The 23,724-nt window shown below is 70.9% G+C and carries 22 protein-coding genes and 1 tRNA gene; 12 read left to right on the top strand and 11 right to left on the bottom strand.

What is annotated here, in order from left to right:
• Positions 1 to 17 precede the first annotated feature (17 nt).
• From efeB to efeU, 3 genes are read right to left on the bottom strand one after another with little or no spacing between them, the layout of a single operon-like run.
• The gene (efeB, locus tag ACFFQA_RS25045; protein WP_377856949.1) at positions 18 to 1,256 is read right to left on the bottom strand and encodes an iron uptake transporter deferrochelatase/peroxidase subunit; all 1,239 of its coding nucleotides are present in this window, start codon (positions 1,254 to 1,256) and stop codon (positions 18 to 20) included.
• Complete coding sequence (gene efeO, locus ACFFQA_RS25050; RefSeq protein ID WP_377856952.1) at positions 1,253 to 2,365, bottom strand: iron uptake system protein EfeO; 1,113 nt, start codon at positions 2,363 to 2,365, stop codon at positions 1,253 to 1,255. Before efeO ends, efeB begins: the two co-directional genes overlap by 4 nt.
• Complete coding sequence (efeU, locus tag ACFFQA_RS25055) at positions 2,362 to 3,189, bottom strand: iron uptake transporter permease EfeU (RefSeq protein WP_377856955.1); 828 nt, start codon at positions 3,187 to 3,189, stop codon at positions 2,362 to 2,364. The genes efeO and efeU overlap by 4 nt, the downstream gene beginning before the upstream one ends.
• 290 nt (positions 3,190 to 3,479) lie before the next feature.
• Between efeU and ACFFQA_RS25060 the strand changes: the two genes are divergently transcribed.
• Together ACFFQA_RS25060 and ACFFQA_RS25065 are read left to right on the top strand one after the other, a co-directional pair.
• Positions 3,480 to 4,289: a lytic transglycosylase domain-containing protein gene (locus ACFFQA_RS25060; protein ID WP_377856958.1), complete on the top strand. Its 810-nt coding sequence runs from the start codon at positions 3,480 to 3,482 to the stop codon at positions 4,287 to 4,289.
• A 33-nt stretch (positions 4,290 to 4,322) separates the two neighbouring features.
• Positions 4,323 to 5,156 carry a lytic transglycosylase domain-containing protein gene (locus tag ACFFQA_RS25065; protein WP_377856960.1) on the top strand — a complete coding sequence of 278 codons (834 nt, stop codon included), beginning with the start codon at positions 4,323 to 4,325 and terminating at the stop codon, positions 5,154 to 5,156.
• Between the two features lie 366 nt (positions 5,157 to 5,522).
• On the opposite strand, the gene ACFFQA_RS25070 is transcribed toward ACFFQA_RS25065, so the two are convergent.
• Positions 5,523 to 5,900 carry a tetratricopeptide repeat protein gene (locus tag ACFFQA_RS25070; protein ID WP_377856963.1) on the bottom strand — a complete coding sequence of 126 codons (378 nt, stop codon included), beginning with the start codon at positions 5,898 to 5,900 and terminating at the stop codon, positions 5,523 to 5,525.
• A gap of 85 nt (positions 5,901 to 5,985) precedes the next feature.
• Complete coding sequence (locus tag ACFFQA_RS25075; protein ID WP_377856966.1) at positions 5,986 to 6,906, bottom strand: DMT family transporter; 921 nt, start codon at positions 6,904 to 6,906, stop codon at positions 5,986 to 5,988.
• Positions 6,907 to 7,003: 97 nt separating this feature from the next.
• On the opposite strand from ACFFQA_RS25075, the gene ACFFQA_RS25080 reads away from it, so the two are divergent.
• The 4 genes from ACFFQA_RS25080 (at position 7,004) to ACFFQA_RS25095 (ending at position 10,398) form a co-directional block, all read left to right on the top strand.
• Positions 7,004 to 7,849 (top strand): LysR substrate-binding domain-containing protein, encoded by an 846-nt coding sequence (locus tag ACFFQA_RS25080; RefSeq protein ID WP_377856969.1) that lies wholly within the window; start codon positions 7,004 to 7,006, stop codon positions 7,847 to 7,849.
• Between the two features lie 104 nt (positions 7,850 to 7,953).
• Positions 7,954 to 9,246, top strand: a complete 1,293-nt coding sequence (gene eno, locus ACFFQA_RS25085) for a phosphopyruvate hydratase (protein ID WP_377856972.1) — start codon at positions 7,954 to 7,956, stop codon at positions 9,244 to 9,246.
• 6 nt (positions 9,247 to 9,252) lie between these two features.
• Positions 9,253 to 9,873 (top strand): FtsB family cell division protein, encoded by a 621-nt coding sequence (locus tag ACFFQA_RS25090; RefSeq protein WP_377856975.1) that lies wholly within the window; start codon positions 9,253 to 9,255, stop codon positions 9,871 to 9,873.
• 6 nt (positions 9,874 to 9,879) lie between these two features.
• Positions 9,880 to 10,398, top strand: coding sequence for a DUF501 domain-containing protein (locus ACFFQA_RS25095; protein ID WP_377856977.1), 519 nt, complete (start codon positions 9,880 to 9,882; stop codon positions 10,396 to 10,398).
• A gap of 326 nt (positions 10,399 to 10,724) precedes the next feature.
• Here the strand turns inward: ACFFQA_RS25095 and ACFFQA_RS25100 are convergent, their stop codons facing one another.
• A complete protein-coding gene (locus ACFFQA_RS25100; RefSeq protein ID WP_377856980.1) occupies positions 10,725 to 12,338 on the bottom strand; it encodes an acyl-CoA dehydrogenase family protein in 1,614 nt (537 codons plus the stop codon).
• Between the two features lie 235 nt (positions 12,339 to 12,573).
• Between ACFFQA_RS25100 and ACFFQA_RS25105 the strand changes: the two genes are divergently transcribed.
• Together ACFFQA_RS25105 and ACFFQA_RS25110 are read left to right on the top strand one after the other, a co-directional pair.
• Positions 12,574 to 13,842 carry a lytic transglycosylase domain-containing protein gene (locus ACFFQA_RS25105; protein ID WP_377856983.1) on the top strand — a complete coding sequence of 423 codons (1,269 nt, stop codon included), beginning with the start codon at positions 12,574 to 12,576 and terminating at the stop codon, positions 13,840 to 13,842.
• A 51-nt stretch (positions 13,843 to 13,893) separates the two neighbouring features.
• A complete protein-coding gene (locus ACFFQA_RS25110) occupies positions 13,894 to 14,853 on the top strand; it encodes a Ppx/GppA phosphatase family protein (protein WP_377856984.1) in 960 nt (319 codons plus the stop codon).
• A gap of 70 nt (positions 14,854 to 14,923) precedes the next feature.
• On the opposite strand, the gene ACFFQA_RS25115 is transcribed toward ACFFQA_RS25110, so the two are convergent.
• Entirely contained in the window at positions 14,924 to 16,423 is a 1,500-nt protein-coding gene (locus ACFFQA_RS25115) for a S10 family peptidase (protein WP_377856986.1), read from the bottom strand.
• Positions 16,424 to 16,510: 87 nt separating this feature from the next.
• Here ACFFQA_RS25115 and ACFFQA_RS25120 point away from each other — a divergent pair, with 87 nt between their 5' ends.
• The 4 genes from ACFFQA_RS25120 to ACFFQA_RS25135 all read left to right on the top strand — a co-directional run bounded on the left by ACFFQA_RS25120 (position 16,511) and on the right by ACFFQA_RS25135 (position 20,427).
• Complete coding sequence (locus ACFFQA_RS25120; protein ID WP_377856989.1) at positions 16,511 to 17,233, top strand: uracil-DNA glycosylase; 723 nt, start codon at positions 16,511 to 16,513, stop codon at positions 17,231 to 17,233.
• Positions 17,234 to 17,427: 194 nt separating this feature from the next.
• The gene (locus ACFFQA_RS25125; protein ID WP_377856992.1) at positions 17,428 to 18,753 is read left to right on the top strand and encodes an NAD(P)/FAD-dependent oxidoreductase; all 1,326 of its coding nucleotides are present in this window, start codon (positions 17,428 to 17,430) and stop codon (positions 18,751 to 18,753) included.
• Between the two features lie 308 nt (positions 18,754 to 19,061).
• A complete protein-coding gene (locus ACFFQA_RS25130) occupies positions 19,062 to 20,222 on the top strand; it encodes an ATP-grasp domain-containing protein (protein ID WP_377856995.1) in 1,161 nt (386 codons plus the stop codon).
• A 127-nt stretch (positions 20,223 to 20,349) separates the two neighbouring features.
• Positions 20,350 to 20,427 (top strand) — tRNA-Leu (locus ACFFQA_RS25135).
• Positions 20,428 to 20,684: 257 nt separating this feature from the next.
• On the opposite strand, the gene pqqB is transcribed toward ACFFQA_RS25135, so the two are convergent.
• The 4 genes from pqqB to pqqC are packed head-to-tail and all read right to left on the bottom strand — an operon-like array spanning position 20,685 to position 23,646.
• Positions 20,685 to 21,605, bottom strand: a complete 921-nt coding sequence (gene pqqB / locus ACFFQA_RS25140) for a pyrroloquinoline quinone biosynthesis protein PqqB (protein WP_377856998.1) — start codon at positions 21,603 to 21,605, stop codon at positions 20,685 to 20,687.
• Positions 21,602 to 22,690 (bottom strand): pyrroloquinoline quinone biosynthesis protein PqqE, encoded by a 1,089-nt coding sequence (pqqE, locus tag ACFFQA_RS25145; RefSeq protein WP_377857001.1) that lies wholly within the window; start codon positions 22,688 to 22,690, stop codon positions 21,602 to 21,604. The genes pqqB and pqqE overlap by 4 nt, the downstream gene beginning before the upstream one ends.
• On the bottom strand, positions 22,683 to 22,955 hold the full coding sequence (pqqD, locus tag ACFFQA_RS25150) for a pyrroloquinoline quinone biosynthesis peptide chaperone PqqD (RefSeq protein WP_377857004.1): 273 nt from the start codon (positions 22,953 to 22,955) through the stop codon (positions 22,683 to 22,685). The genes pqqE and pqqD overlap by 8 nt, the downstream gene beginning before the upstream one ends.
• Entirely contained in the window at positions 22,942 to 23,646 is a 705-nt protein-coding gene (gene pqqC, locus ACFFQA_RS25155) for a pyrroloquinoline-quinone synthase PqqC (RefSeq protein WP_377857006.1), read from the bottom strand. The genes pqqD and pqqC overlap by 14 nt, the downstream gene beginning before the upstream one ends.
• Between the last annotated feature and the right edge of the window lie 78 nt (positions 23,647 to 23,724).

Genomic DNA, 23,724 nt, shown 5'->3' on the forward strand with positions numbered 1-23,724 from the left:
CGAGCCGACCAGCCTAGTTACCGGAACAGCCGCTGTCCCCAGAATTCTCCCGGCCGCACGCCCGGCGGGCAGGCGAACAAGCCGGAACCGTTGTGCTTCACGTACTCCATCATCTTGTCCTTACTGGACAGTGCCTGCTGCATCGGCACGAACTGCTTGCGCGGGTCGCGGTTGAAGCAGATGAAGAACAGACCCGCGTCCAGGTGTCCGAAGCCGTCGGAGCCGTCGGTGAAGTTGTAGCCGCGGCGCAGGATCTTCGCCCCGCCGAGCGACTCCGCCGACGCCAGCCGGACGTGGGAGTCCTCGGCGATCAGCGGGACGCCGCCCGCGCCCTTCACGTGCAGGTCGACCGGGTCGAACTCCTCGGTCTGGCCCAGCGGGGCGCCGGAGCCCTTCTTCCTGCCGATGATCGCCTCCTGCTCGGCGAGCGAGGTGCGGTCCCAGGTCTCGATGTGCATCCTGATCCGCCGCGCCACCAGGTAGGTCCCGCCGGTCATCCACGGGGGGCCGTCGCCGTCGCGCACCCACACGTGGTCGTCCAGCTCGCCCGCGTCCTCCGCCTTGATGTTGTTCGTGCCGTCCTTGAAGCCGAACAGGTTCCGTGGCGTCGCCTGGTCCTTGGTCGTCGACGACGTGCGCCCGAAACCGAGCTGCGACCAGCGCACCGCGACCGAGCCGAAGCCGATGCGGGCGAGGTTGCGCACCGCGTGCACCGCCACCTGCGGGTCGTCCGCGCACGCCTGCACGCAGATGTCGCCGCCGCTGCGCTTCGGGTCGAGGTCGTCGGACGGGAACCGGGGCAGGTCGGCGAGCGCCTCGGGGCGGGCCGACTCCAGGCCGAAGCGCTTGTCGAACAACGAGGGGCCGAAACCCACGGTCAGCGTCAGCGACGACGCCGAGAGCCCGAGCGCCTCACCGGTGTCGGCGGGCGGTGCGTGCTGGGGACCGCCGATGGCGCCGCGATCGGCCGCCTCCTCGCCGCGGGTCATGCGCTCGGCGGCGATCGTCCACTCCCGCAACAGGTCCACGAGCTCGGCGCGTTTGGAGGTGGTCACGTCGAAGGAGACGAAGTGCAGCCGGTCCTGGGCCGCCGTGGTGATGCCCGCCTGGTGGTCGCCGTGGAACGGGACGAGGTGCGGTCGCTCCGGGACCTCCTCCGCCCGTGCGGCGAGGACTCCGGCCGTCGCGCCCGCCCCGGCGAGCGCGACGCCCGCCCCGGCGTAGCCGAACAGCTGCCTGCGCGAGAGCCCGGTCATTTCCCAGCCACCACCGATGCGACCTTGCTCAGCGGCTCACCGAGTGCGTCCACCGCCGCGGCGAGGTCCTTCTTCTCCTGCTCGGTCAGCGCTGTGTAGAGCTTGAAGCCGTCGTCCTTGCGCTGCTTCTCCAGCAGCTTGTCCAGCGCGGTGAACCTTTCCTCCACAGTGGACAGAGCATTCGCGTCGCGCTCCACCAGGACCGGCCGCAGCGAGGCGATGGCCGCCTGCGCGCCGTCCACATTGGCCCGGAAGTCCCACAGGTCGGTGTGCGAGTAGCGGTCCTCCTCGCCGGTGATCTTGCCGGTCGCGACCTCGTCCAGCAGCTCCTTGGCGCCGTTGGCCAGCTGCAACGGCGTCAGCTCCACCTTCTTCGCGCGCTCGACGAGCTCCTTGACGTCGGCGAGCAGCCGGTCGGCGACGGCGCTGGAGTCCGGCTTGAGACCGTCGGCCCACAGGTCCTTCTCCAGCCGGTGGAAGCCGGTGAACTCCTGGCCCTCCTCGATCACGTCCTCCCGGCCGTCGATCTTCGGGTCCAGGTCGCCGAAGCTCTCCGCGACCGGCTCGATCCGCTCCCAGTAGGTCCGCGCCACCGGGAACAGCGCCTTGGCGGCGTCGACCTTGCCGGACTTCACCGCATCGACGAACTCGGTCGTCTTCGCCAGCAGCGCGTCGGACTGCGAGTTCACGTAGCGCTGGTAGCTCCTGGTCGCCTCGGCCAGTTTCGCATCGCCGTCGACGGCCTTGGCCGCGCCGCCGGTCACGGTGAACTCGCCGCGGATGCCGTCGCCCTTCATGCCCGGCTTGCACGCGGTGGTGTACTTGCCGCCCTCGGCGACCTCCACGTTGAGCTTGCGGGTCAGGCCGGGGCCGATGTTCTCGACCTCGCCCATGATCCGGTCACCCTCGGCGTAGAGGTAGAACTCGGTGACCTTGGTGCCCTTGTTGGCCACCTCGAATGTGATCGTCCCGGCGGTGGTGCTGGTGCGGGCCACCGCGCACTCCGTCTCGCTGGCCCGCACGGCGATCGGTCCGTTCTCCGAGGCCGGTGTGCCGCAGGCGGACAGCGTCACCAGCGCCAGTGCTCCGATTACGGCGGTTCTGCTCACTGTGCGGTCTCCTGAATGCGCTTGCGTTGCGGGGCAAGGAAAAGCGAGAGGACGACGAGGACGTACCCGCTCCACACCACGGCTTCGAGCACGGTGGTCCGCGGGGAGAAGTTGAGGATTCCCTTCAGCAGCGCCCCGTACCAGGAGTCGGCGGGCACGTAGTCGCTGACGTCGAAGGCGAGGGTGTTCAGGCCGGGCAGGATCGCCGCCTCCTGGAGGTCGTGCACGCCGTAGGCGAGCACCCCGGCGGCGACGAAGACCAGCAGCACTCCGGTGACGGTGAAGAACTTCGACAGGTTCACCTTGGCCGCGCCGAGGTAGAGCAGCCACGCGAGCGCGACGGCGACCGCGATGCCGATCAGGAAGCCCAGCAACGGTTCCAGGGTTCCGCCACCCGCGGCCTGCACGCTGGAGAAGAAGAACAGCGCGGTCTCCAGCCCCTCGCGCGCGACGGCGAGGAAGGCGACGGCGATCACCGCGACCGGGCCGATGTCCAGTGCCTCGTCGAGCTTGGCGCGCAGCTGTCCGGCGAGCGTGCGCGCGGTACGGCGCATCCAGAAGATCATCCCGGTGACCAGCGCGACCGCGACGATCGAGGCGAAGCCGCCGAAGGCCTCCTGCTGCTCGAAGCTGAGGCTGGCCGCGGTGAAGGTGAGCAGCGCGCCTGCGGCGACCGAGAGCCCGATCGCGACGGCGACGCCGGTCCACACCAGCGGCAGCGCGGCCCTGCGGTCCGTTCGGACCAGGAAGGCCACCAGAATGCTGATCACCAATGCGGCTTCGAGACCCTCGCGCAGCCCGATGAGGGCATTGCTGAACAGCACGGTCTGTCCTCCCTGACTCGGACCCGACCGCGAAAATTAGGTTAGCCTTCCCTGTTCTGTCTAGCGCCGTTCGAGCGTTGTTTCGCGCTCGTGACCTGGGAAAACGGCAAACGCGACATTTGTCCCCCGAATTCGGGGCAGGCGGCGAGGCAGGCAGTTGCCGTACACCGGAAGGGGGAACGCTCTCACCTGACCGGCGTGACCATCGGAGGAAAGGGCGACTCTCGCGGGATCGTGCTCGGAGATCGCACCAGCCACCGGGCACACTGGCCGACGGAGAGGAGGCTGCCTTGAGGCTCGACGTGCCTTGGACGCGACGACGATGGTCGGCGCTCGTGCTCGGTTCCCTCGGCATGGCGGCGTGCGCGCTCTCGGTGCTGCTGGTCGCCGACGAGTCGGCGACCCGGCCCCGGCCGAAGCAGGCCGGGCCCACCGAACCCCTGCTCGCGGCCAGCGCCCCGCCCAACGCGGGCACCGCCCTGCCCCGGCTGGGTCTCGCCGCGGACCTGTCGGCGCTGGACTACCCGCCGCAGCGGCAGCTCGCGAGCTGGGCGGGTGGCATCTCCGAGCAGCTCAACGTGCCGAAGGCGGCGCTGCAGGCCTACGGCTACGCCACCGTCCAGCTCCAGCGCGAGCGGCCCGAGTGCCGGATCACCTGGACCGTGCTCGCGGGGATCGGCCAGGTCGAGTCCAACCACGGCCGCTACGCGGGCGCCCGGCTGGACGCCGACGCCAAACCGACGGTGCCCATCCGCGGCCTCCCGCTGGACGGGCGGCCAGGAGTGAAGGCGATCCCGGACACCGACGGCGGCAAGCTCGACGGGGACGCCGTGTGGGACCGCGCGGTCGGCCCGATGCAGTTCATCCCCTCCACCTGGCGCGACTGGGGCGCCGACGCCGACGGGGACGGGGTCGCCGACCCCAACGACCTGGACGACGCCGCGCTCGCGGCCGCCCGCTACCTGTGCGCGTCCGGGGGCGACCTCGGCACGGCGGACGGCTGGTGGCGCGGGGTGCTGACCTACAACGAGAGCCGCAAGTACGGCCAGGACGTGCTCGACCGGGCGGACCGTTACGGCAGGTTGAGCCGCCGGGTCTGACCCGAACCCGAGAAAAGCACGTAACCTGACCGGGTGGTAACCCCTGCCCCGGTGATCTCGCCGACCCCGCCACGCCGCGGGCGCTCGCTGCTGGGGCGACTTCTCGTCGTGGGTCTGGTGCTCGGCGTCGGGGCAGTGGCGCTCTCGGTGCTCTCCGACCTGACCACGCCCACCCGCGGACCGGCAAGGGAAGCCCCGATCACCGCGGCCCCCGTGCAGCCCGGCTCGGTGGTGCCCGGTGATGCCGGAGTGGTGCCGGACCTGCGGCAACCGGCTCCCCAAGGCGCTCCCGCGGGACGTGACCCGCTCGACGAGTGGGCATCCAGGCTCTCCGAGGCGGTGGACGTGCCCGCGCGGGCACTGCGCGCCTATGCCCTCGCCGACCTCGCGATGCGGACCGAGCGCCCGCGCTGCCAACTGTCGTGGTCGACCGTGGCGGGCATCGGGCGCGTCGAGTCCAACCACGGCCGCTACGGCGGAGCCACGCTCAACGAGGACGGCCGGCCGTCGAAGCCGATCATCGGCATCCCGCTCGACGGCGGGCCGAACGTGCGCGCGATCCCGGACACCGACGGCGGAGCGCTCGACGGCGACACGAACTGGGACCGCGCGGTCGGCCCGATGCAGTTCATCCCGGGCACGTGGAAGCGCTACGCGGCCGACGGGAACGGCGACGGCCGGGCGGACCCGCAGCAGATCGACGACGCGGCCGTGGCCGCCGCCCGCTACCTGTGCTCCGGCAACCGCGACCTCGGTGACGCGAAGGGGTGGTGGGCCGCGGTGTTCTCGTACAACAACTCCACGGAGTACGGCCAGAAGGTCTTCGGCCTCGCCGACACCTACGCCCGCCGCAGCCTCGGTCGCTGACAGCCACTCCGGGACGGCCCCAACCCCGAGAACCGGGGCGCCACACCGACACGCTCATCGCGCCGCCTCACCGCCTCGGAGACGCTCGCCGCCTCGCCACGCTCATCGCGCCGCCTCGGAGACGCTCACCGCGCCGCCTCGCCGACTCGGAGGCGGTAGCCGCGACACCGCATCACCGACCGTCCACGCCATTCCCCGGCGCCACCACCACACCCGCGCCCCCTGTTTCGCGTTTTGTAGGCTTAATGCGAAATGAGAGCGCTCTATCGCACATTAAGCCTACAAAACGCGAAACCCAACCGCGCCAGCCCACGCGCGGCGCAGCGTGCCGTTGGGTTGCCCCGCCAGAGGCTTGCCGGGCAGGCGCTAGTTGCTGTTCTCCACCGCGATGCGCGCGCGGACCTCGTTGAGGGCTTCCTGGTAGTCCGGCGACGGCAGCATCGCCACCGCGATCCGCAGCTGGGTCACCGCGTCCTGGAGCCGGCCTTGCCGGTGCAGCGTCTTGCCGAGCGCGAACCGCGCGTAGTGGTCCGTCGGGTCGAGTTCGACCACCCGGCGAAAAGCCGCCTCTGCCCGGTTGAGCTGGGCGGAGGCGAAGTAGGCGCGGGCGGCGAGCAGCTGGACGCTCGGTGTGTTCGGCTCGTGTTCGAGCACTGGTTCCAGTGCGCGCAGGGCGTCGAGGGGCTGCCGCCGCGCGAGTAGCGCCTCGGCCTTGCGGAACGCCTCGAATGTGCCGTCGCTCATGGTTCACCCCACGCTACGCCGGGGGCGGTCGAACCTCGACCGCCGGATGGTGGGCAGTCGGCGGGGGCACCGGCACCCTCAGTGATCATCCCGGATGGACGGTCGCGGCGCGATCTCGTCGCGGTACCGGATCCTTCGCGACGCGAGTTTTCTCTGCCGCCGTTGAGGTTCCGAGCACGCAGGCCGCCGCTCCGAGCCCGAGCCCGGCGAGCGCGCCGAGCGAGGGCAGCTCGCCGAGCACCGGCCACGCCGCGATCGCCGTCACCGCGGGGACCACGCTGAACAACGAGCTCGCTCGCCTGGCGCCGCCGCGCCGGACCGCCTCCAGGTACAGCGACGTCCCGAGGAGGGCGTTGACCAGCACCAACCAGAGTGCGATCAGCCCGGCTCCGGTCCAGTCGGTCACCGTGCCGTCCTCGAACAGCGCAAGCACGCCGACCACGGGCGCCGAGACGGCCATCTGCACGGTGCTCGCGGCGCGGACGTCCGCACCGGAGCAGAACCGCTGCTGGTAGATCCCGCCGACGGCGAACCCGAACAGGCCCAGCAGGGTGAGCAGGCTGCCCGCGTCCAGCCCGACCTCCAGCACGCGCTCCCCGAGCACGGCGACCACCGACAGCACACCCAGGACGAGCCCGACGACCTGCTTCCTGCCGACCCGTTCGCCGAGCAGACCGGTCACCATCACCGCCGTCAGCACCGGGTTCAACGCCATCACCAGTGCGGTCACCGCCGCGGGCACTCCGGCCTGGAGGCCGCCGTAGACACCGGCGAACTGCACGGCCTGCGTGAGCACTCCGGCGACGCAGACGTGCAGCAGGAGCCGCCCGCGTGGCCTACGCGCTCCGGTGACGAGCGCGATCGCGCCCATCAGCAGCGCGCCCAGCGTCAGGCGGACCGTGGTCAACAGGTACGGCGGGACGACGTCGACCGCGAGCGCGCCGAGCAGGTAGCCCGACGTCCAGATCAGCACGGTTCCGATCGCGACCGGAGCGGGAATCCTCATGGGGCGAGCCTGCTCCGGACTCCTGACGCGACGGCTGAACGATTAGGAAATGCGATCGATCAGCGAATGTGATCGGTCTCCGGGCTAGCATCCCGGCATGTCCGCCGTGCTCGACATCGTCCAGCTGCGCAGCCTCGTCGCGATCGCCGACCACGGCGGTTTCCACCGCGCCGCGACCGCGTTGCACCTGACCCAGTCCGCGGTCAGCCAGCACGTCGCCAGGCTGGCCAAGGTCGTCGGAGGGGAGCTGCTGGAACGCGACGGCCGTCAGTGCCGCTTCACCGCGCGCGGCGAGCAGGTCCTCGCCGAGGCGCGGTCCATCCTCTCCGTGCACGACCACGCGCTGCGCAGGCTCGGCATCGACCACGACGCCGCACTGGTCGTCGGCTCCACCGAGCACGCCGCCGACCAGCTGCTGCCCGAGCTCGCCGTCGCGCTGCGAGCCGCCTTCCCGCAGCGCGAGATCCGCTTCCGGCTGGACCGCACGGCGCGGCTCGCGGAGGCGGTCGAGCACGGCGACGTCGACCTCGCCCTGCTGCTCGGCGGTCCGGCCGGTGGGCGCAGCCGCGCCGCGGGCACGATGCGGCTCACCTGGTTCGCCGCACCGAAGTTCGTCCCGAAGGACCCGTTGCCCTTGGTGGTCTACGCGGAGCCCTGCGTCGTGCGGCGGACGGCGTTCGCGGCGCTCGGCGAGGACCGCGTCCCGTTCACGGTGGCATGCGAGGCCCAGGACCTCTCCGGGGTGCTGGCCGCCGTCCGGGCCGGTCTCGGGGTCACGCTGCTGCCGGTCACCGCGCGCCGCCCGGAAGGGCTGGCCGAGTTCGCGGGGCTGCCCGCGCTCCGGCCCGCCCCGTTGCGGGTCCGGGTGCGCAGGGGAGCCCCCGTCGAGCTCGGCCCGATCACCGCCGACGTGGTCCGGGAGGTGCTCGCGCGGCACGAGTGACCCCGGTCATAGCATTGACGCGCCGACTGGCGCGTGCCGGTTCCGGCGGCACGACTAGGCTCGGCCACTGTTGGGTCCCAGACGCTGGTAAAGAGGGAGCGCACGTGGCGGTCATCGAGCAGGTAGGCGCCCGCGAGATCCTGGATTCGCGCGGAAACCCCACCGTCGAGGTGGAGGTGCTGCTGGACGACGGGACGCTGGGGCGCGCCGCCGTCCCTTCCGGGGCGTCGACCGGCGAGCACGAAGCGGTCGAGCTCCGCGACGGTGACAAGGGCCGTTACCTCGGCAAGGGCGTCGAGAAGGCCGTGACCGCGGTCCTCGACGAGATCGGTCCCGAGCTCAACGGCATCGAGGCCATCGAGCAGCGCGTCGTCGACCAGAAGCTGGTCGACCTCGACGGCACCCCGGACAAGTCCCGCCTCGGCGCCAACGCCATCCTCGGCGTCTCGCTCGCGGTGGCCAAGGCGGCGGCGGAGAGCAGCGGCCTTGAGCTGTTCCGCTACGTCGGCGGCCCCAACGCGCACGTGCTCCCGGTGCCGATGATGAACATCATCAACGGTGGCGCGCACGCGGACAGCGGCGTGGACATCCAGGAGTTCATGATCGCCCCGATCGGCGCGGAGTCCTTCCGCGAGGCCGTGCGCTGGGGCGCGGAGGTCTACCACTCGCTGAAGTCGGTGCTCAAGGCCAAGGGCCTGAACACCGGTCTCGGCGACGAGGGCGGCTTCGCCCCCGACCTGCCGAGCAACCGCGACGCGCTCGACCTGATCGCCAGCGCCGTCGAGAAGGCCGGCTACCGGCTCGGCCGCGACATCGTGCTCGCGCTCGACGTGGCCGCGACCGAGTTCTACCGCGACGGCGCCTACGAGTTCGAGGGCGCCAAGCGCAGCGCCGAGCAGATGACGGCGTACTACGAGGAGCTGGTCAAGGCCTACCCGATGGTCTCCATCGAGGACCCGCTCAGCGAGGACGACTGGGACGGCTGGGTGCGGCTGACCAGCGAGCTGGGCGAGCGCGTCCAGCTCGTCGGCGACGACCTGTTCGTCACCAACTCCGAGCGCCTGGAGGAGGGCATCTCCCGCCGCGCCGCCAACGCGCTGCTGGTGAAGGTCAACCAGATCGGCACGCTCTCGGAGACCCTGGACGCGGTGACCCTCGCGCAGAGCTGCGGCTACCGCTGCATGATGAGCCACCGCTCCGGCGAGACCGAGGACACCACCATCGCCGACCTGGCCGTCGCCACCAGCGCGGGCCAGATCAAGACCGGTGCCCCGGCGCGCAGCGAGCGGGTCGCGAAGTACAACCAGCTGCTGCGCATCGAGGAGACCCTCGGCGACGCGGCGCGCTACGCGGGCGACCTGGCGTTCCCGCGCTACACCCCGGCCAACGGGGGCTGATGAGCCATGGCCGGGCGCGAGCAGGATCGGGAGCGCCGCCGTCGCAGGACAGAGGCTGCGGCGGCGCGCAGACCTGAACGTGCCCAGCGCAGGCTGAGCGGCTGGACAGGCATCCGAGGCGATCGGGGTGAGCGGGGCGGCGAACGCGCGGGCCGACCGCACGCGCGGGAGCAGCAACCCGGCTCACCCCATCGCGGCGGACCGCCGCGCAGGACGCCGCAGCCGCGCAGGCCGAGGATGGCCCCGAAGGCGGCGGGAGCCTTCCAGCTCTCCTCGACCCGCCGGGCCGCGATGCTCGCCCTGGTGGTCTGCGCGCTGGTGCTCTCGGTGGCGGTCCCGCTGCGGACCTACATCAGCCAGCGTTCGGAGATCAAGCAGGAAACGTTGCTGCAGCAGGACAACGCCGCCGAGGTCCGCAGGCTGGAGGAGCGCAAGGCGCAGCTCTCCGACCCCGCGCAGATCGAGGCGGAGGCCCGGCGGCGGCTGAAGTACGTCAACCCGGGGGAGACCCCGTACGTGGTGGAGCTGCCGACCCCGGCGCCGCCGCAGGAACAGGACAACACCAAGCAGGTGGCCCCGAACAAGTCGTGGTTCGAGCGCCTGTGGGACACGATCGTCGGAGGCTGAACCGCAGTGACGTCCGGAGCCGGGCACGAGCCCGCAAGCCAGGCAGACCGGGACGCGATCACCGCGCAGCTCGGCAGGGCCCCGCGCGGTGTGCGCGCGGTGGCCTACCGCTGCCCGTGCGGCGACCCGGCGGTGGTGCAGACCAACCCCCGCCTGGAGGACGGCACGCCGTTCCCGACGATGTACTACCTGACCTGCTCCCGGCTCTCCTCCCGCCTGGGCACCCAGGAAGCCTCCGGCGTGATGCAGGAGATGACCGACCGCCTCGCCGAGGACCCGGCCTTGGCGGAGCAGTACCGCAAGGCGCACGAGTCCTACCTCGCCGAGCGCGACGCGATCGAGTCCCTGGGCACGAAGGTCAGCGCCGGGGGCATGCCGGACCGCGTCAAGTGCCTGCACGTGCACGTGGCCCACGCCCTCGCGGCCGGGCCCGGCGTGAACCCCTTCGGCGACGAGTCGCTGGAGGCGGCGGGCGAGTGGTGGAAGGCGGGCCCCTGCGCCCAGCGGCACTCCCCGCAGCCCTAGTCCTCCCCGGCACCCCAGCCCTCCCCGGCGCTCCCGCCCCTCCCGGCGCTCCCGCCCCTCCCGCCCCTCTCCGGCGCCCTAGCCGCTCCCCGCAGCCCCAGCCCTTCCCCCGAGCCCCAGCCCTTCCCGGAGCCCCCGCCTCTCCCCGCAGCACCCACCACACGTGCCCCGGGGTTCGCGTTTTGTCACCTTGATGCGAAATGGGAGCGCTCTTTTGCGCATCAAGGTGACAAAACGCGAAAACCCCGACCGCGCCAGCCAACCCCCGTGAGGATTCCGCGGCGCGGTGCCGGGTCGGGCCGTCGAGACGACTCGCGGGACAGGCGCTAGGCCGGGGTCACCCGCTCCACCAAGGCGGCGGTGTCCAGGCCACGCGGGAGAGTGCCGAAGGTCCGAGTCGTCTCCGTGCCGAACCGGGTCGCCAGGAACCCCTCCGCGACGTGGGTCGGGGACTCGCGCAGCAGCAGGGAGCCCTGGAGGCACAGCGCCGCCAGCTCGGCCAGCCGCCGCGCGCGGGCCGGGTGCGGGTCGGCCAACTCTTTGCGGAGGTCGGCGACACCCGCGTCCAGCCGAGCGTCCGCGCCGGCGGCGAGGTCGATCTCCGCGAGTAGCGAGTCCACAGTGGACGGCTCCTTTGCCATGGCGCGCAAGGCGTCCAGGGCGGTGACGTTGCCGGAGCCCTCCCAGATGGAGTTCAGCGGCGCGTCCCGGTAGAGCCTGGGCAGTCCCGACTCCTCGACGTAACCGTTGCCGCCCAAGCACTCCAGGGCCTCGGCGACCGAGATCGGGCAGCGCTTGCACACGTAGTACTTCGACACCGGCAGCGCCAGTCGCAGCAGCGACCGCTCTCCGGCGTCCACCGCGCGGGCCAGGCGCATCGCCACCGCCGTCGCGGCCTCGGACTCCAGCGCCAGGTCGGCGACCACCGCCGACATCAGCGGGGTGTCGGCCAGCCGGGACCCGAAGGCCGAACGGTGCGCGACGTGGTGGGCCGCCTCGGTCAGCGCCGCCCGCATCGTCGACGCCGAGCCGATCACGCAGTCCAGCCGCGTCATCGACACCATCTCGATGATGGTGGGGATCCCGCGCCCCTCCTCGCCGACGCGCCAGCCGATCGCGCCCGCGTACTCGATCTCCGACGACGCGTTCGACTTGTTGCCGAGCTTGTCCTTCAAGCGCTGCAAGCGAATCGGGTTGCGGGAGCCGTCGGGCAGCACCCTCGGCAGCACGAAGCACGTCAACCCGCCCGGTGCCTGCGCGAGGGTGAGGAACAGGTCGTTCATCGGCGCCGAGGTGAACCACTTGTGCCCGACCAGCCGATAGCCGCCGTCGGCCAGCGGCGTCGCCGTCGTGGTGTTCGCGCGGACGTCGCTGCCGCCCTGCTTCTCCGTCATGGACATGCCCGCGAGCAGGCCCGCCTTGCTGGACGGCTCGCGCAGGCCGAAGTCGTAGCTCCGCGAACGCAGTCCCGGTTCGAAGCGCTCGGCGAGCTCGGGGGAGTGGCGCAGCGCCGGGATCGACGCGTAGGTCATCGAGATCGGGCAGCCGTGGCCGGACTCGACCTGGCTCCACAGGTAGAAGCTCGCCGCGCGGGCGAGGTGGGCGTCGCGGCCGGCGTCGGGGGCCCAGGGGGCGGCGTGCAGCCCGAACTCCACCGCCTGGCTCATCAGCCAGTGCCATGAAGGGTGGAACTCGACCTCGTCCACCCGGTTGCCCCACCGGTCGTGGGTGCGCAGGACGGGCGGGTTCTCGTTCGCGAGCCGTCCGTGCTCGCGGGCCTCGGCCGAACCCGTCCGCCGGCCGATCTCGGTCAAGCCGGGCAGCAGGTCGGTTCCGGTGATCGCGCTGGTCAGTGCGGGGTCGCAGGCCAGCGCGTCGAACTCCGCGAGCACGGGTGGCTGGTTGGTGACCTGGTGTGTGACGAAATCCCCGAGCGGCATGTACTGGACAGTAACCTCGGTGTCCGGTCGTGAACAGAGCACGCCGGGTAACCGTTAAACGGCGCGCGGTAAGGCGTTGTTAAGTGAATTGATACATCGGTGGGAAATCGCTGAGGAGATAACGAAGACGGGTCAACATTCGACCTACTTGTAGGTACGGTGGGCCCGCGGGTAAGTCCGGTGTCCGCCGGCCGGACGGGCTCGGAACGCGACGAACCTTGAGGAGAGGGTGTTGGTGGCAGCCTCCAACGCACCGCTCGGCCGGGCAGCGCTGCGCATCGCGCGACGCAGACGCGCGATGAAGTCGAAAGCGCGGAGAATGGCGGCCGCGGCGGCGGCGACAGCGGTACTCGTCGTGCCGCCCGCCGTGGCGGGCGTGGTCGGCCTCACCACTCTTCCCGGCACCTCCGGAACCGGAGCCGATGACGGCGGGTACGCGCTCGGCGACCTGCTCGCCAGGCTGCGCGGCTACCCCGGTGACCTCGGCGCGGGCGGACGGTTGTCGGAGAACGACTCGATCAGCCCCGCACTGCTGGCCGCGCTCCGCGATCCCGGCCAGCTCGGTGACGACCCCTTCGCCCAGTTGCCGGACGGCGGTGCCCTCGGCATCCCCGGCACCGCGCTCGACGCGTACATGCGCGCCGACCGCGTCCTCCAGAGCACCATGCCCGGCTGCGGGCTGCACTGGTCGGTCATCGCGGGCATCGGGCGCATCGAGTCCAACCACGGGCGCTCCTCCATCGACCTGCGCGGCAACACGACCAGCCGCATCCTCGGCCCCGTCCTCAACGGCGGTCCCGGCATGGCGGCGATCAGGGACACCGACGGCGGACGGCTCGACGGCGACTCCACCTGGGACCGCGCGGTCGGCCCGATGCAGTTCATCCCCAGCACCTGGGCGGCCTACGCGGCGGACGGCGACAACGACGGCGTCGCCAACCCGCACAACATCTACGACGCGGCGCTGGCCACCGGCAAGTACCTCTGCTCGGGCGGCCTGAACTTGCTCGACCCAGCACAGCTGGTGCAGGCGGTGTTCCGCTACAACCACTCCAACGCCTACGTGCAGAACGTCCTGTTGTGGGCCGCCGCGTACGCGACCGGCGTGAACCCGTTGCCCACCAACCCGATTCCGCCGGACGTGCTGGCGCAGGGCGCTCCGCCGCCGTACCCGGTCCCGCCGCCGCCCGCTCCGGTGCCGGACCCCAACACCCCACCGCCGGGTCCGACGCCTCAGCAGCCGACGAGCACGACCACCACGACGACGACAACCACCACCACCACGACAACCACGTCGAAGTCGCCGACCACCACGACGACGAAGCCGACGACGACAACACCGCAGTGCCCGACGACGACAACGCCGACGAGCACGACGACCACCACGACGACAACGACGCCACCCACGAGCACGACGACGCCGAGCCCGAACCCGTGCGTCACTCCCAAGCCGCCGACGTCCAAGTCGAACCCGGGGCCCGCGCAGACCACGACGCCGCGTTAGGCACAGCCACTACGGTTGGGGCGGGAATCCGCCCACCGTAGGAGGTCTGGCATGCCACGGGTCGCCGCAATCGACTGTGGAACCAACTCGATCCGGCTGCTCGTCGCGGATGTGACCGTGCGCGAGGACGGCAGCCGCTGGCTGCGCGACGTGCACCGGGAGATGCGGATCGTCCGGCTGGGCCAGGGCGTTGACGCGACGGGGCAGCTCGCGCCCGAGGCGATCGAGCGCACCAGGGCGGCCCTGGCCGACTACACCGCCGTGCTGCGCCGCAAGGGCGCCGAGCGGGTCAGGATGACGGCGACCTCGGCGACCCGCGACGCGGGCAACCGCGAGGACTTCTTCGGCATGGTGCGCGCCACCCTCGGCGCGGAGGCCGAAGTGATCAGCGGGGACGAGGAGGCCCGGCTGTCCTTCACCGGAGCGGTCGGCGACCTCGAACCCGAGGACGGACCGTTCGTGGTGACCGACATCGGAGGCGGCTCCACCGAGGTCGTCGTCGGCACCTGGGACGGGGTCCGCGCGGAGATCACCGCGGCCCGCTCGGTCGACGTGGGCTGCGTCCGGATCACCGAGCGGTGCCTGCACGACGACCCGCCGACCGCCGAACAGCGCACGGAGGCGGAGCGCGTGATCGCCGAGATCCTCGCCGAGGCTTTCGACGCCGTGGACGTGCGCGCGGCCCGTACTTGGGTCGGCGTCGCGGGCACGATCACCACGCTCGCCGCCGTGGCGCAGGACCTGCCGGAGTACGACTCCGACCGCGTGCACCTCTACCGCATGTCGCTGGACACCGTGCGCGAGACGTCCGACCGCCTGCTGGCGATGTCGCACGACGACCGCGCCGCGCTCGGCCCGATGCACCCCGGCCGGGTCGACGTGATCAACGGCGGCGCGCTCGTGCTCCAGTCCCTCGCCGACGAGTTCGCCAAGCGCGCGGGCATCACCGAACTGATCGCCAGCGAGCACGACATCCTCGACGGCATCGCCCTCTCCCTCACCGCCTCCTGACGGCCATTCGCGGGCTTATGGACGTGCTGGAGCGCGCAAAAGCGTCCATAAGCCCGCGAATGGCGAGAAGTCAGCGGTTGGAGGCGGCTTTGACGAAGGCGGCCAGGTCGGCCGACTGCTGGATCCGCGAGGGCTCGTGGACGTACATCATGTGTCCGGCCTCGTAGTACTTGACCTCGATGTTGTCCCGGAGCTCCGCCGGGATCTGCAGCTGTGCCAGCACGTGCTCCGACGCGAAGTACGGCGTCGCGCCGTCGTGGTAGCCCGACGCCACGTGCACCTTGAGGTGCGGGTTGGCGCGCATCGCCTCGGAGAGCTTCGCCACGACGCTCACGTGGCGGTTCTCGAACTCCTTGTACGACCAGGGGTGCACCCGCGAGGTGATGATCTCGTACGGCAGGTCGCTGGAGTAGCCGAGGTCGGCGCGGACGTAGTGGTTCAGCGCGGCGGAGTACGGGCCCATGATCGCCGACATCGACGGGTCGCTCGCGTACTGCTCCGTGCCGCCGTCGCGCTCCCACCCGGTGAAGCGGCCGTCGAGCCTGCCGACGACGAGACCCCGCGAACGCAGCAGCTCCGTGTAGAAGCGGACGTGCTCGATGCGCAGGTCGACGCGGTCCACGTAGTCGGTGGACAGGCCTGTCAGCGAGGCGACCTTGGAGACGGCCTCGGCGCGCTCCTCCGCGGTCAGCCGCGAACCGCGTGCCAGCGCCCACGGGTAGTCGCGCGCGGCGTAGTCCTCGGCCTCGGCGAGCAGGTCCGCGAGGGGCCGATCACCGTGCAGACCGTGGTAGTGCGCGATCGCCGCGTAGGTGGGCAGGAACAGCGCGTACGGCAGGTCGTTGCCGGGAGTGAACCGGATCGAGCCCATGTCCAGCACGCTGGAGATCAGCATGACGCCGTTGAGGTACATGCCGAACCGCTGCTGGAGGTACTCCGCGAGCCCGGCGGCGCGCAGGGTGCCGTAGGACTCGCCCGCGAGGAACTTCGGCGACATCCACCTGCCGTTGCGCGAGGTCCACAGCCGGATCACCTCGGCGACGGTCTCCAGGTCGCCGGTGTAGCCGTGGTGCTCGCCCGGCTTCTCCCCGGTCGTCGCGCGCGAGTAGCCGGTGGACACCGGGTCGATGAACACGAGGTCGCTGTGCGCCAGCAGGGTCTCGGTGTTGTCGGTGATGCCGTAGGGCGGCGGGGTCAGCTCGCCCGCGTCGCCGCTGAGGACGCGCTTGGGGCCGAGCACACCCATGTGCAGCCAGACGCTGGAGGAACCGGGACCGCCGTTGAACGCGAAGGTCACCGGGCGGTCCGTCGAGCCGCCGTCCACGGTGTAGGAGGTGAAGAAGACCTCCGCCTTGGGCATGTGCCCGTTGAAGGCGCCGTCGGTGTGCACCTCCTTGCGGAGCACGATCCGGCCCGCGGTCGCGGTGTAGTTCAGCTTGCGGCGCTTGATGGTCAGGGCGTGCCGTGTGGTCACCAGGTCGTCGACGGGCTCGTCCTGCCGAGTGCCGTTCTCGGCGTCGAGCTCCTTGTCGCTGGTGCCCTTCGGCTCCTTGGCGTCTTTCGCTGGCATGAGCCGAACCTTATCCGCGCGCCGGTGATGATTAGTTGAGGTCAGCAACTGCTTTGCTCATCCGTTACCTGGGGCACCCTGGTCGGTGTGGACCTGGAAGCGCTTGACCGGGCTGTGGTCTCCTGCCGCGCCTGCCCTCGCCTGGTGGCCTGGCGGGAGGAGGTCGCCGTCGTCAAACGAGCAGCCTTCCGCGACCAGCCGTACTGGGGCCGCCCTGTTCCCGGCTTCGGCCCGGCCGACGCCGCCCTGGGCATCGTCGGCCTCGCCCCGGCCGCGCACGGCGCGAACCGCACGGGCCGGATGTTCACCGGTGATCGTTCCGGGGAGGTCCTCTACGCCGCTATGCACGCGGTCGGCCTTTCGTCTCAGGCCGAAGCGACACATCCCGACGGGCTCCGCGACGACCGCCTCCACCTGATCGGCACCCGGATCACCGCGCCGGTCCGGTGTGCCCCGCCGGAGAACAAGCCGACGCCCCAGGAGCGCGACAACTGCCGCCAGTGGCTCGCCGCGGAGCTGCGCCTCCTGCGGCCGACCCTGCGCGCGGTGGTGGTGCTCGGCGCGTTCGGCTGGCAGGCGCTCATGCCCGTCCTGGCTGCCTCCTCCTGGCGGGTGCCGGTGCCCCGCCCGAAGTTCGGCCATGGTGTGCGCGTCGAGCTCCCCGCCACCGACGACGGCTCACCCCTGACCCTGTTCGGCTGCTACCACGTCAGCCAGCGCAACACGATGTCCGGAAGGCTCACGCCCGCGATGGTCGAGGACGTGCTGCGGGCGGCGAAGGAGGCGGCAGGACTCGGCCGGGACCGGTGACTCGGAGTGGTCGCGTTGTCACGCATTCGGGAGTGGTTCCGCGACTGTGGGTGGACCGATTCAGAACTCTGCGGCCGTTCGGGGTGTGCCCCTGACCACTTTTGCGGCGCGACCTGCGGTTTTGCCCTCGCTTGCGGCGCAGAACACGTGCGGTTTGTCCGGCGGTGGGAGTTGTCGGGTGCGACCATTCGTGTATGGCTGCTGTGAGGTCTCAACCCACTCGCATTCTGGTCGTCGGCGGCGGTTACGTCGGCATGTACACCGCGCTGCGGCTGCAGTCCAAGCTGAAAGCCGGGGAAGCCTCCGTCACCGTGGTCGACCCCCAGCCGCACATGACGTACCAGCCCTTCCTCCCCGAGGCGGCCGCCGGTTCCATCGAGCCGCGCCACGTGGTCGTCCCGCTGCGCAAGGTGCTCAAGCGCTGCCACGTGCTCACCGGCCGCGTCACCCGGATCAGCCACGCCGACAAGGTCGCCACCGTCGAGCTGCCGGACGGCCACGTCGAGGAGCTCGGCTACGACGTGCTGGTCTCCGCGCTGGGCTCGGTCGCCCGCACGCTGCCGATTCCCGGGCTGGCCGAGCGGGGCATCGGCTTCAAGACCGTCGGCGAGGCGATCCTGCTCCGCAACCACGTGCTCTCGCGGATGGACCTCGCCGCGACCACCATCGACCCCGAGCTGCGCCGCAAGCTGCTGACCTTCGTGGTCATCGGCGGCGGGTACGCGGGGATCGAGGCGCTCGCCGAGCTGGAGGACATGTCGCGCTACGCGACCCGCTACCACGAGAACATCAAGCCCGAGGACATGCGCTGGGTGCTGGTCGAGGCGACCGGCAGGGTCATGCCCGAGGTGAGCCCGAGGATGGGCGTCTACACCGTCGAGCGGCTCGCGGAGCGGGGCATCCAGGTCTACCTGGACACCCGGGTGAAGAGCATGGTCGACGGGCACGTCGTGCTCGACGACGGCACCGAGTTCGACTCGGAGACGATCATCTGGACCGCCGGTGTGAAGGCCAACCCGGTGCTGGAGAACACCGACCTGCCCCGGGATGCCCGCGGCCGGGTCCGCTGCACCTCCACCACCCAGATCGAGGGACTGCGCGACGCGTGGTCGGCTGGGGACTGCGCCGCCGTGCCGGACCTCGCCAAGACCGAGCAGGACCCGCAGGCGACGTGCAGCCCGTCCGCGCAGCACGCCGTCCGCCAGGCGCGGCAGATGGCCGACAACATCGTCGCGGTGCTGCGCGGCCGCCAGCCGCAGCCGTACCGGCACAAGCACGTCGGGTCGGTCGCCAGCCTCGGGCTCTACCGCGGTGTCGCGGAGCTGTTCGGCGTGCGGGTCAAGGGTTTCCCCGCGTGGTTCATCCACCGGACCTACCACATGAGCCGGATGCCCACGTTCAACCGCAAGTTCCGAATTGTTATGGACTGGACCCTGGCACTGGTCTTCCGCCGCGAAGTGGTGTCTCTTGGACAGATCAACGATCCCAAGGCGGATTTTGTTCGCGCTGCTAGGAGCTGACTACAGTGCTCGCGACGCCCCGGTACGGCATCCGCCGCCGGGTTGCTCCGGACGGCTCGCATCGACAGCCCGGAGAGTGGACGGTAATTTAAGGTTGCCTTGACATTGCGTTAGGTTGAAACCGAGACTACGCGAGGTGCATCACCTGAACGTGTGAGGCATCACACCGGAGAAGAGGTGACCGCTATGTCGATCAAGGAGTTGGCCGCCCTGGTCCGCCAGGGCAGGGCCCAAGACAGCGCGCTCGCCGACTACGCCTCGGAGTACGCCAAGGCGCGGAAGGTCTTCCGTAAGAAGGACGACTAGAGATGTCGAGTGTCGGGTGGGAGCAGGAGGGCGCCCTGTTCCCACCCCACCAGCCGGCCGCCGGGAGCGCGCCGGTCGCCGAACCGCCCCCCGCGACGACGTCCCCCCGTCCCGCCCCGCTGTTGCTGCAGGGCCAGGACTACTACTACCGCTCGCCGAGCACCTGCCTGGACTTCCAGGAGCGGGTGCACGAGATGGGCCTGGTCGACGACGACGGTGACCCGGTCCCGTGCGTCCTGGTGCTCGCCAGGGCCGCGGACATGGAGATGAACGAGCTGTCCCTCGCGCTCGCCGAGCGCGGTATCCGGATGGCCCGCATCGACGCCGACCGCTGCCTCAACCTCGCGCTGACCGTCTACACCGACGCCCCGCTGATCGAGCTCGACCAGCGGCTGCTGCGGCCGATGCTGGTGTGGCGCAGGCACTTCGACCTCACGGCGGTGCCGGTGGACCCGCGCACGATCAACGGGTCGTACTCGGTGGACCAGTGGCGCTCGGTCGCCAACTGGCTCTCCGGCCGCACCGACTGGGAGCACGTCAACCCGACAAGGGCGACCTGCCACCTCGACCGGCTCACCCAGCTCGCCGACGCCCAGGCGTTCGGCCTGCGCGTGCCGCGCACCGCCGTGACCACCCAGCCCGGTCGCACCCGGCCCGGCGGCGGCCAGTGCATCGTCAAGACGGCGGGGCACCACCTGCTCGAACCCCGGCCAGGGGCGCTGCACGGGCTGTTCCCGCGCCCGCTGGACACCAGCAGGGCGGGCGACGTGCCCGAGTCCGCTCCGGTGATCGTGCAGCAGTACGTCTCCGCCGAGGGCGAGCTCCGGGTCTTCGTGGTGGGGGAGAAGCTGATCGCCTACCGGGTGGACAAGCTCGACCCGGCGCAGCTGTGGGTGGACCCGGACGCGGTGACCGTGACGCGGGCGGAGATCCCCGACGCGCTCGCCCAGCGGCTGCGCGCGCTCGCCAGGCACTGGAAGGTCCAGGTCGCCGCGTTCGACCTGTTGGTCACGGGATCGGAGCACGTCTTCCTGGAGGTCAACGTCAGCTGCGACTGGCGCTGGTTCGAGCACCGGGCGGGCAGTCCCGACGTGTCCGAGGCGGTGCACGAGTGGGTGGCGACGAGGTTCGCCGAGCTGAGGACGGCCAGGAGCGGTCGCTGATCTTCCGGTTGCCCGATGTGCCGGGCCTCCGGATGGCCCTTCGGGCGCGTTACAGAAATTGGGCCTCATGGGCGACTTGTCACGTACCGCTCCCACAAAGCGGGGTCCACCGCTTAGGCTGCCCGCTGCCCCCGTAGCCCAATCGGTAGAGGCAGGCCCCTTAAAAGGGTCACAGGTGTCGGTTCGAATCCGTCCGGGGGCACCAACGCGACACCGGTCCGAACGCGCAGACCAAGATCGTGCAGGACCATAGCAGAACCCCTTCTTCGCTGGTCAGCGCCGCTGTTCGGCGTCACTGCACGTAGCAGTCGCCGGTCCCTTGATGATCTTGCTAGTGCACTCGTTCGTGCTCGCCGACCACGGATCGTGAGCCGTTCTCGCGGGCCGTCCCACCGCGCTCTTCGGTCGGCGTCGAACGCTCCACCGCCGTGCCACCGGGGTGATCTCGATCACTGGTCGGGGTCAGAGCTCGAACGTGGTCCCGTCCGGAGCGACCTCGACGCCCGCCGCCGTCAGCCGCGCGTGCTCCGGCGACCGGCTGTCCAGCACCGGGTTGGTGTTGTTGAGGTGCGTGTAGATCCGCCGCACCCCGGGATGGGCGCGCAGCAGCTCCAGGCTGCCGTCCCGGCCTGCGATCGGGATGTGCCCCATGGATTTCTGCTCACCACCAGCGACCGTGCTGCCGGTCGCTCCCGGCATCTCGTCCGCCGAGTAGAACGTGCCGTCCAGGAGCACGCAGTCCACGTCGGCGACGAGCTCGTCGAAGCCCTCCGGCCAGGCGGCGAGGCACGGCGCGTACAGCAGCGTTCCGCCGGTCGCCGGGTCGCTGATGCGGTAGGCGAACACCCAAGGGCCCTCGGCGGCGGACTCCGCCGCGTAGCGCGGGCGCTTGCCGCTCACCGGGATCGCGGTCACCAGCAGCCGCTCGCCACCGGGCTCGACGAGCTCGAACTCCTCGTGCGGCTCGACCGCCTCCCAGTCCCACTGCCGGTAGTGCGCGACGACCGTGCGCACGCCGAAGTCGTGTTCCAGCGCGTGCGCGACCGCTGACGGTGCCCACACGCGCAGTCCGCCGCCTTCGCGCAGCATCACGAGCCCGAGCGAGTGGTCGAGCTCCGCGTCGGTGAGCAGGACCCCGCACAGCGGCGTCTCTCGCGGCCCCGGGCCGGGCGCGAGATCGGGGCAGGAGACGATCTGCGCTCGGATGTCCGGCGAGGCGTTGACGAGGAACCAGCCGCGACCGGTGGGGCTCACCGCGAGGCAGTCCTGCGTGCGCGGTCGCACTCCGGTCGCACCCGCGCGGCACGAGTCGCACCTGCGGCACGCGCAGTTCCACTGCGGGAAGCCACCACCGGCGGCGGTCCCGAGCAACGTCACCCTCATCGGAGGCTCCCAGGGGCACGCATCGACAGCTCGACGTCGACGACGGGTCGTTCGGCGAGGACCTCGTCGACCAGCCCGCGGTTCGGCGACAGCGAGCAGACCGGGTCGGTCGCCGTCGCGTCGCCGGTCAGCAGGAACGCCTGGCAGCGGCAGCCGCCGAAGTCGGTCTCCTTGCGCGGGCAGCTCCGGCAGGGCTCGCTCATCCAGTCCGTGCCCCGGAAGGCGTTGAAGGACGAGGACGAGTACCAGATCTCGGCGAGCGGGGTGTCCACCACCGTGGACAGGTCGAGGGTGGTGATCGCGGTCGCCGCGGGGCAGGGCAGCACCGTGCCGTCCGGCGCGACCGTGAGCTGGCGCGCGCCCCAGCCGTGCATGCACGGCTTCGGATGGGCGTCGGCGTAGTCGGCCACCACGTAGACGATCCGCATCTTCCCGGCGAGGCGTTCGGTGGCCTCGCGCACGATCGGCTCCGCCGCGTCGAGCTGCTCCCGGGTGGGCATCAGCGCCTCCCGGTTCCGCAACGCCCAGCCGTAGTACTGGGTGTTGGCGAGCTCCAGCCGGTCCGCGCCGAGCCGCTCCGCCATCGCGATGAGCTCGGCGATCTCGCCGTGGTTGCGGCGGTGCAGCACGGCGTTCACCGTCAGCGGCACCTCCAGCTCGCCGATCGCCTCGGCCGCGGAGAGCTTGTGCTGGAACACCCGCGCGCCCGCGATGGCGTTGTTGCTGGTCTCCGAGGCGCCTTGCAGCGAGAGCTGCACGTGGTCGATGCCGCGCTCGACGAGGTCGGCGAGACGGGGCTTGGTCAGGCCGACGCCGGAGGTCACGAGGTTGACGTAGAAGCCAAGCCCGCGAGCGTGGCTGACGATCTCGGGAAGGTCGTTGCGCGCCAACGGTTCCCCGCCGGACAGGTGCACCTGGAGCACGCCGAGCTCCCGCGCCTGGTCCAGCACCGAACACCACTGCTCGGTGCTCATCTCCCGTTGCCGTGCGACGAGTTCGAGCGGGTTCGAGCAGTACGGGCAGTGCAGCGGGCAGCGATGCGTGAGCTCGGCGAGCAGGCCGAGCGGGGCCGCTGTCTCAGGCACCGGCAACCTCCACGACGTGCCGTTCCATGAAGCGCCCCAACACGTTTCGCACGTCCTCGGTGCGCACGCCCCGGTAGCTCTCGGACAAGGCGGCCACGATCTCGGCGACCGTGCGCTTGCCGTCGCACAGTTCGAGCACCGCCGCGGCGGTCGCGTTGGGCATCACGACACCTTCGGGGAACAGCAGAACGTGGGCCTGCCGCACCCGGTCGAAGCTCAGCCGCACACCGCGCCTCAGCCGTGGCCGCTGCTCAGCGCTGATCACGTTGTGCCCCGGCGAGTTCGAGCGCGTCGAGGATGCTCCACAGCACATCGCACTTGAACGACAGCGCCGCGATCGCGCGGTCCTGCTGCTCGCGGGTCACGCATTGCGCCACCACCAGGTCCAGCGTCTGCTTGCCCTCGCCGGAGACCGCCTCGATCCTGGTCGTGAAGTACGCCAGGTCCGCGCGGTCGATCCAGTCGTAGTTGGCCAGCATGTCGGTGACCCGTTGGCGCATCAGGTGGCCGGAGAACATCTCGGTCAGCCCGGACGCGACCGCCTCGACCCACGGCTTGCGCCTGGCGAAGTCGACGTAGGCGTCCACGGCGAAGCGCACACCGGGCAGCACGTGCCGCTGGTCGAGCACCTCGGCGCGGGTCAGCCCGACCGCCTCGCACAGCCGCAGCCACTTCTCGGCGCCGCCCTCCCCCTCGGCGGCGCCGTCGTGGTAGACGATCCGCTCCACCCAGAGCCGCCTGACCTCGGGCAGCGGGCAGTTGGAAATGATGGCCGCGTCTTTCTGCGGCAGCACGCACTGGTAGTACCAGCGGTTGGCCGCCCACATCCTCAACTCATCACGGCTCAGTTCGCCGGCGTGCAACCGGTGATGAAATGAATGAGCGCCCCAGTAGCGCGGAGCCAATCCGCGTAATGCGGTTACGAATTCTTCCTCGGTCAACGGCGTGCCGTGCACCGAGCACCTCCTCGCAAAGAAAACCGTGCGTGGTGGCCGGACCGCCGCCAGTTCAGACCACCACGCACGGCGCCTACG

The sequence above is a fragment of the Allokutzneria oryzae genome, from assembly GCF_042429765.1.
GTDB classification, from domain to species: domain Bacteria; phylum Actinomycetota; class Actinomycetes; order Mycobacteriales; family Pseudonocardiaceae; genus Allokutzneria; species Allokutzneria oryzae.

What these genes read in the sequence shown, in the direction of transcription:
- efeB (WP_377856949.1), bottom strand. Translation starts at nt 1,256, where the DNA reads ATGACCGGGCTCTCGCGCAGGCAGCTGTTCGGCTACGCCGGGGCGGGC.
- ACFFQA_RS25090 (WP_377856975.1), top strand. Translation starts at nt 9,253, where the DNA reads ATGGCCGGGCGCGAGCAGGATCGGGAGCGCCGCCGTCGCAGGACAGAG.
- pqqB (WP_377856998.1), bottom strand. Translation starts at nt 21,605, where the DNA reads ATGAGGGTGACGTTGCTCGGGACCGCCGCCGGTGGTGGCTTCCCGCAG.
- ACFFQA_RS25075 (WP_377856966.1), bottom strand. Translation starts at nt 6,906, where the DNA reads ATGAGGATTCCCGCTCCGGTCGCGATCGGAACCGTGCTGATCTGGACG.
- ACFFQA_RS25115 (WP_377856986.1), bottom strand. Translation starts at nt 16,423, where the DNA reads ATGCCAGCGAAAGACGCCAAGGAGCCGAAGGGCACCAGCGACAAGGAG.
- ACFFQA_RS25130 (WP_377856995.1), top strand. Translation starts at nt 19,062, where the DNA reads ATGTCGAGTGTCGGGTGGGAGCAGGAGGGCGCCCTGTTCCCACCCCAC.
- ACFFQA_RS25100 (WP_377856980.1), bottom strand. Translation starts at nt 12,338, where the DNA reads ATGCCGCTCGGGGATTTCGTCACACACCAGGTCACCAACCAGCCACCC.
- ACFFQA_RS25125 (WP_377856992.1), top strand. Translation starts at nt 17,428, where the DNA reads ATGGCTGCTGTGAGGTCTCAACCCACTCGCATTCTGGTCGTCGGCGGC.
- ACFFQA_RS25110 (WP_377856984.1), top strand. Translation starts at nt 13,894, where the DNA reads ATGCCACGGGTCGCCGCAATCGACTGTGGAACCAACTCGATCCGGCTG.
- ACFFQA_RS25080 (WP_377856969.1), top strand. Translation starts at nt 7,004, where the DNA reads ATGTCCGCCGTGCTCGACATCGTCCAGCTGCGCAGCCTCGTCGCGATC.
- ACFFQA_RS25070 (WP_377856963.1), bottom strand. Translation starts at nt 5,900, where the DNA reads ATGAGCGACGGCACATTCGAGGCGTTCCGCAAGGCCGAGGCGCTACTC.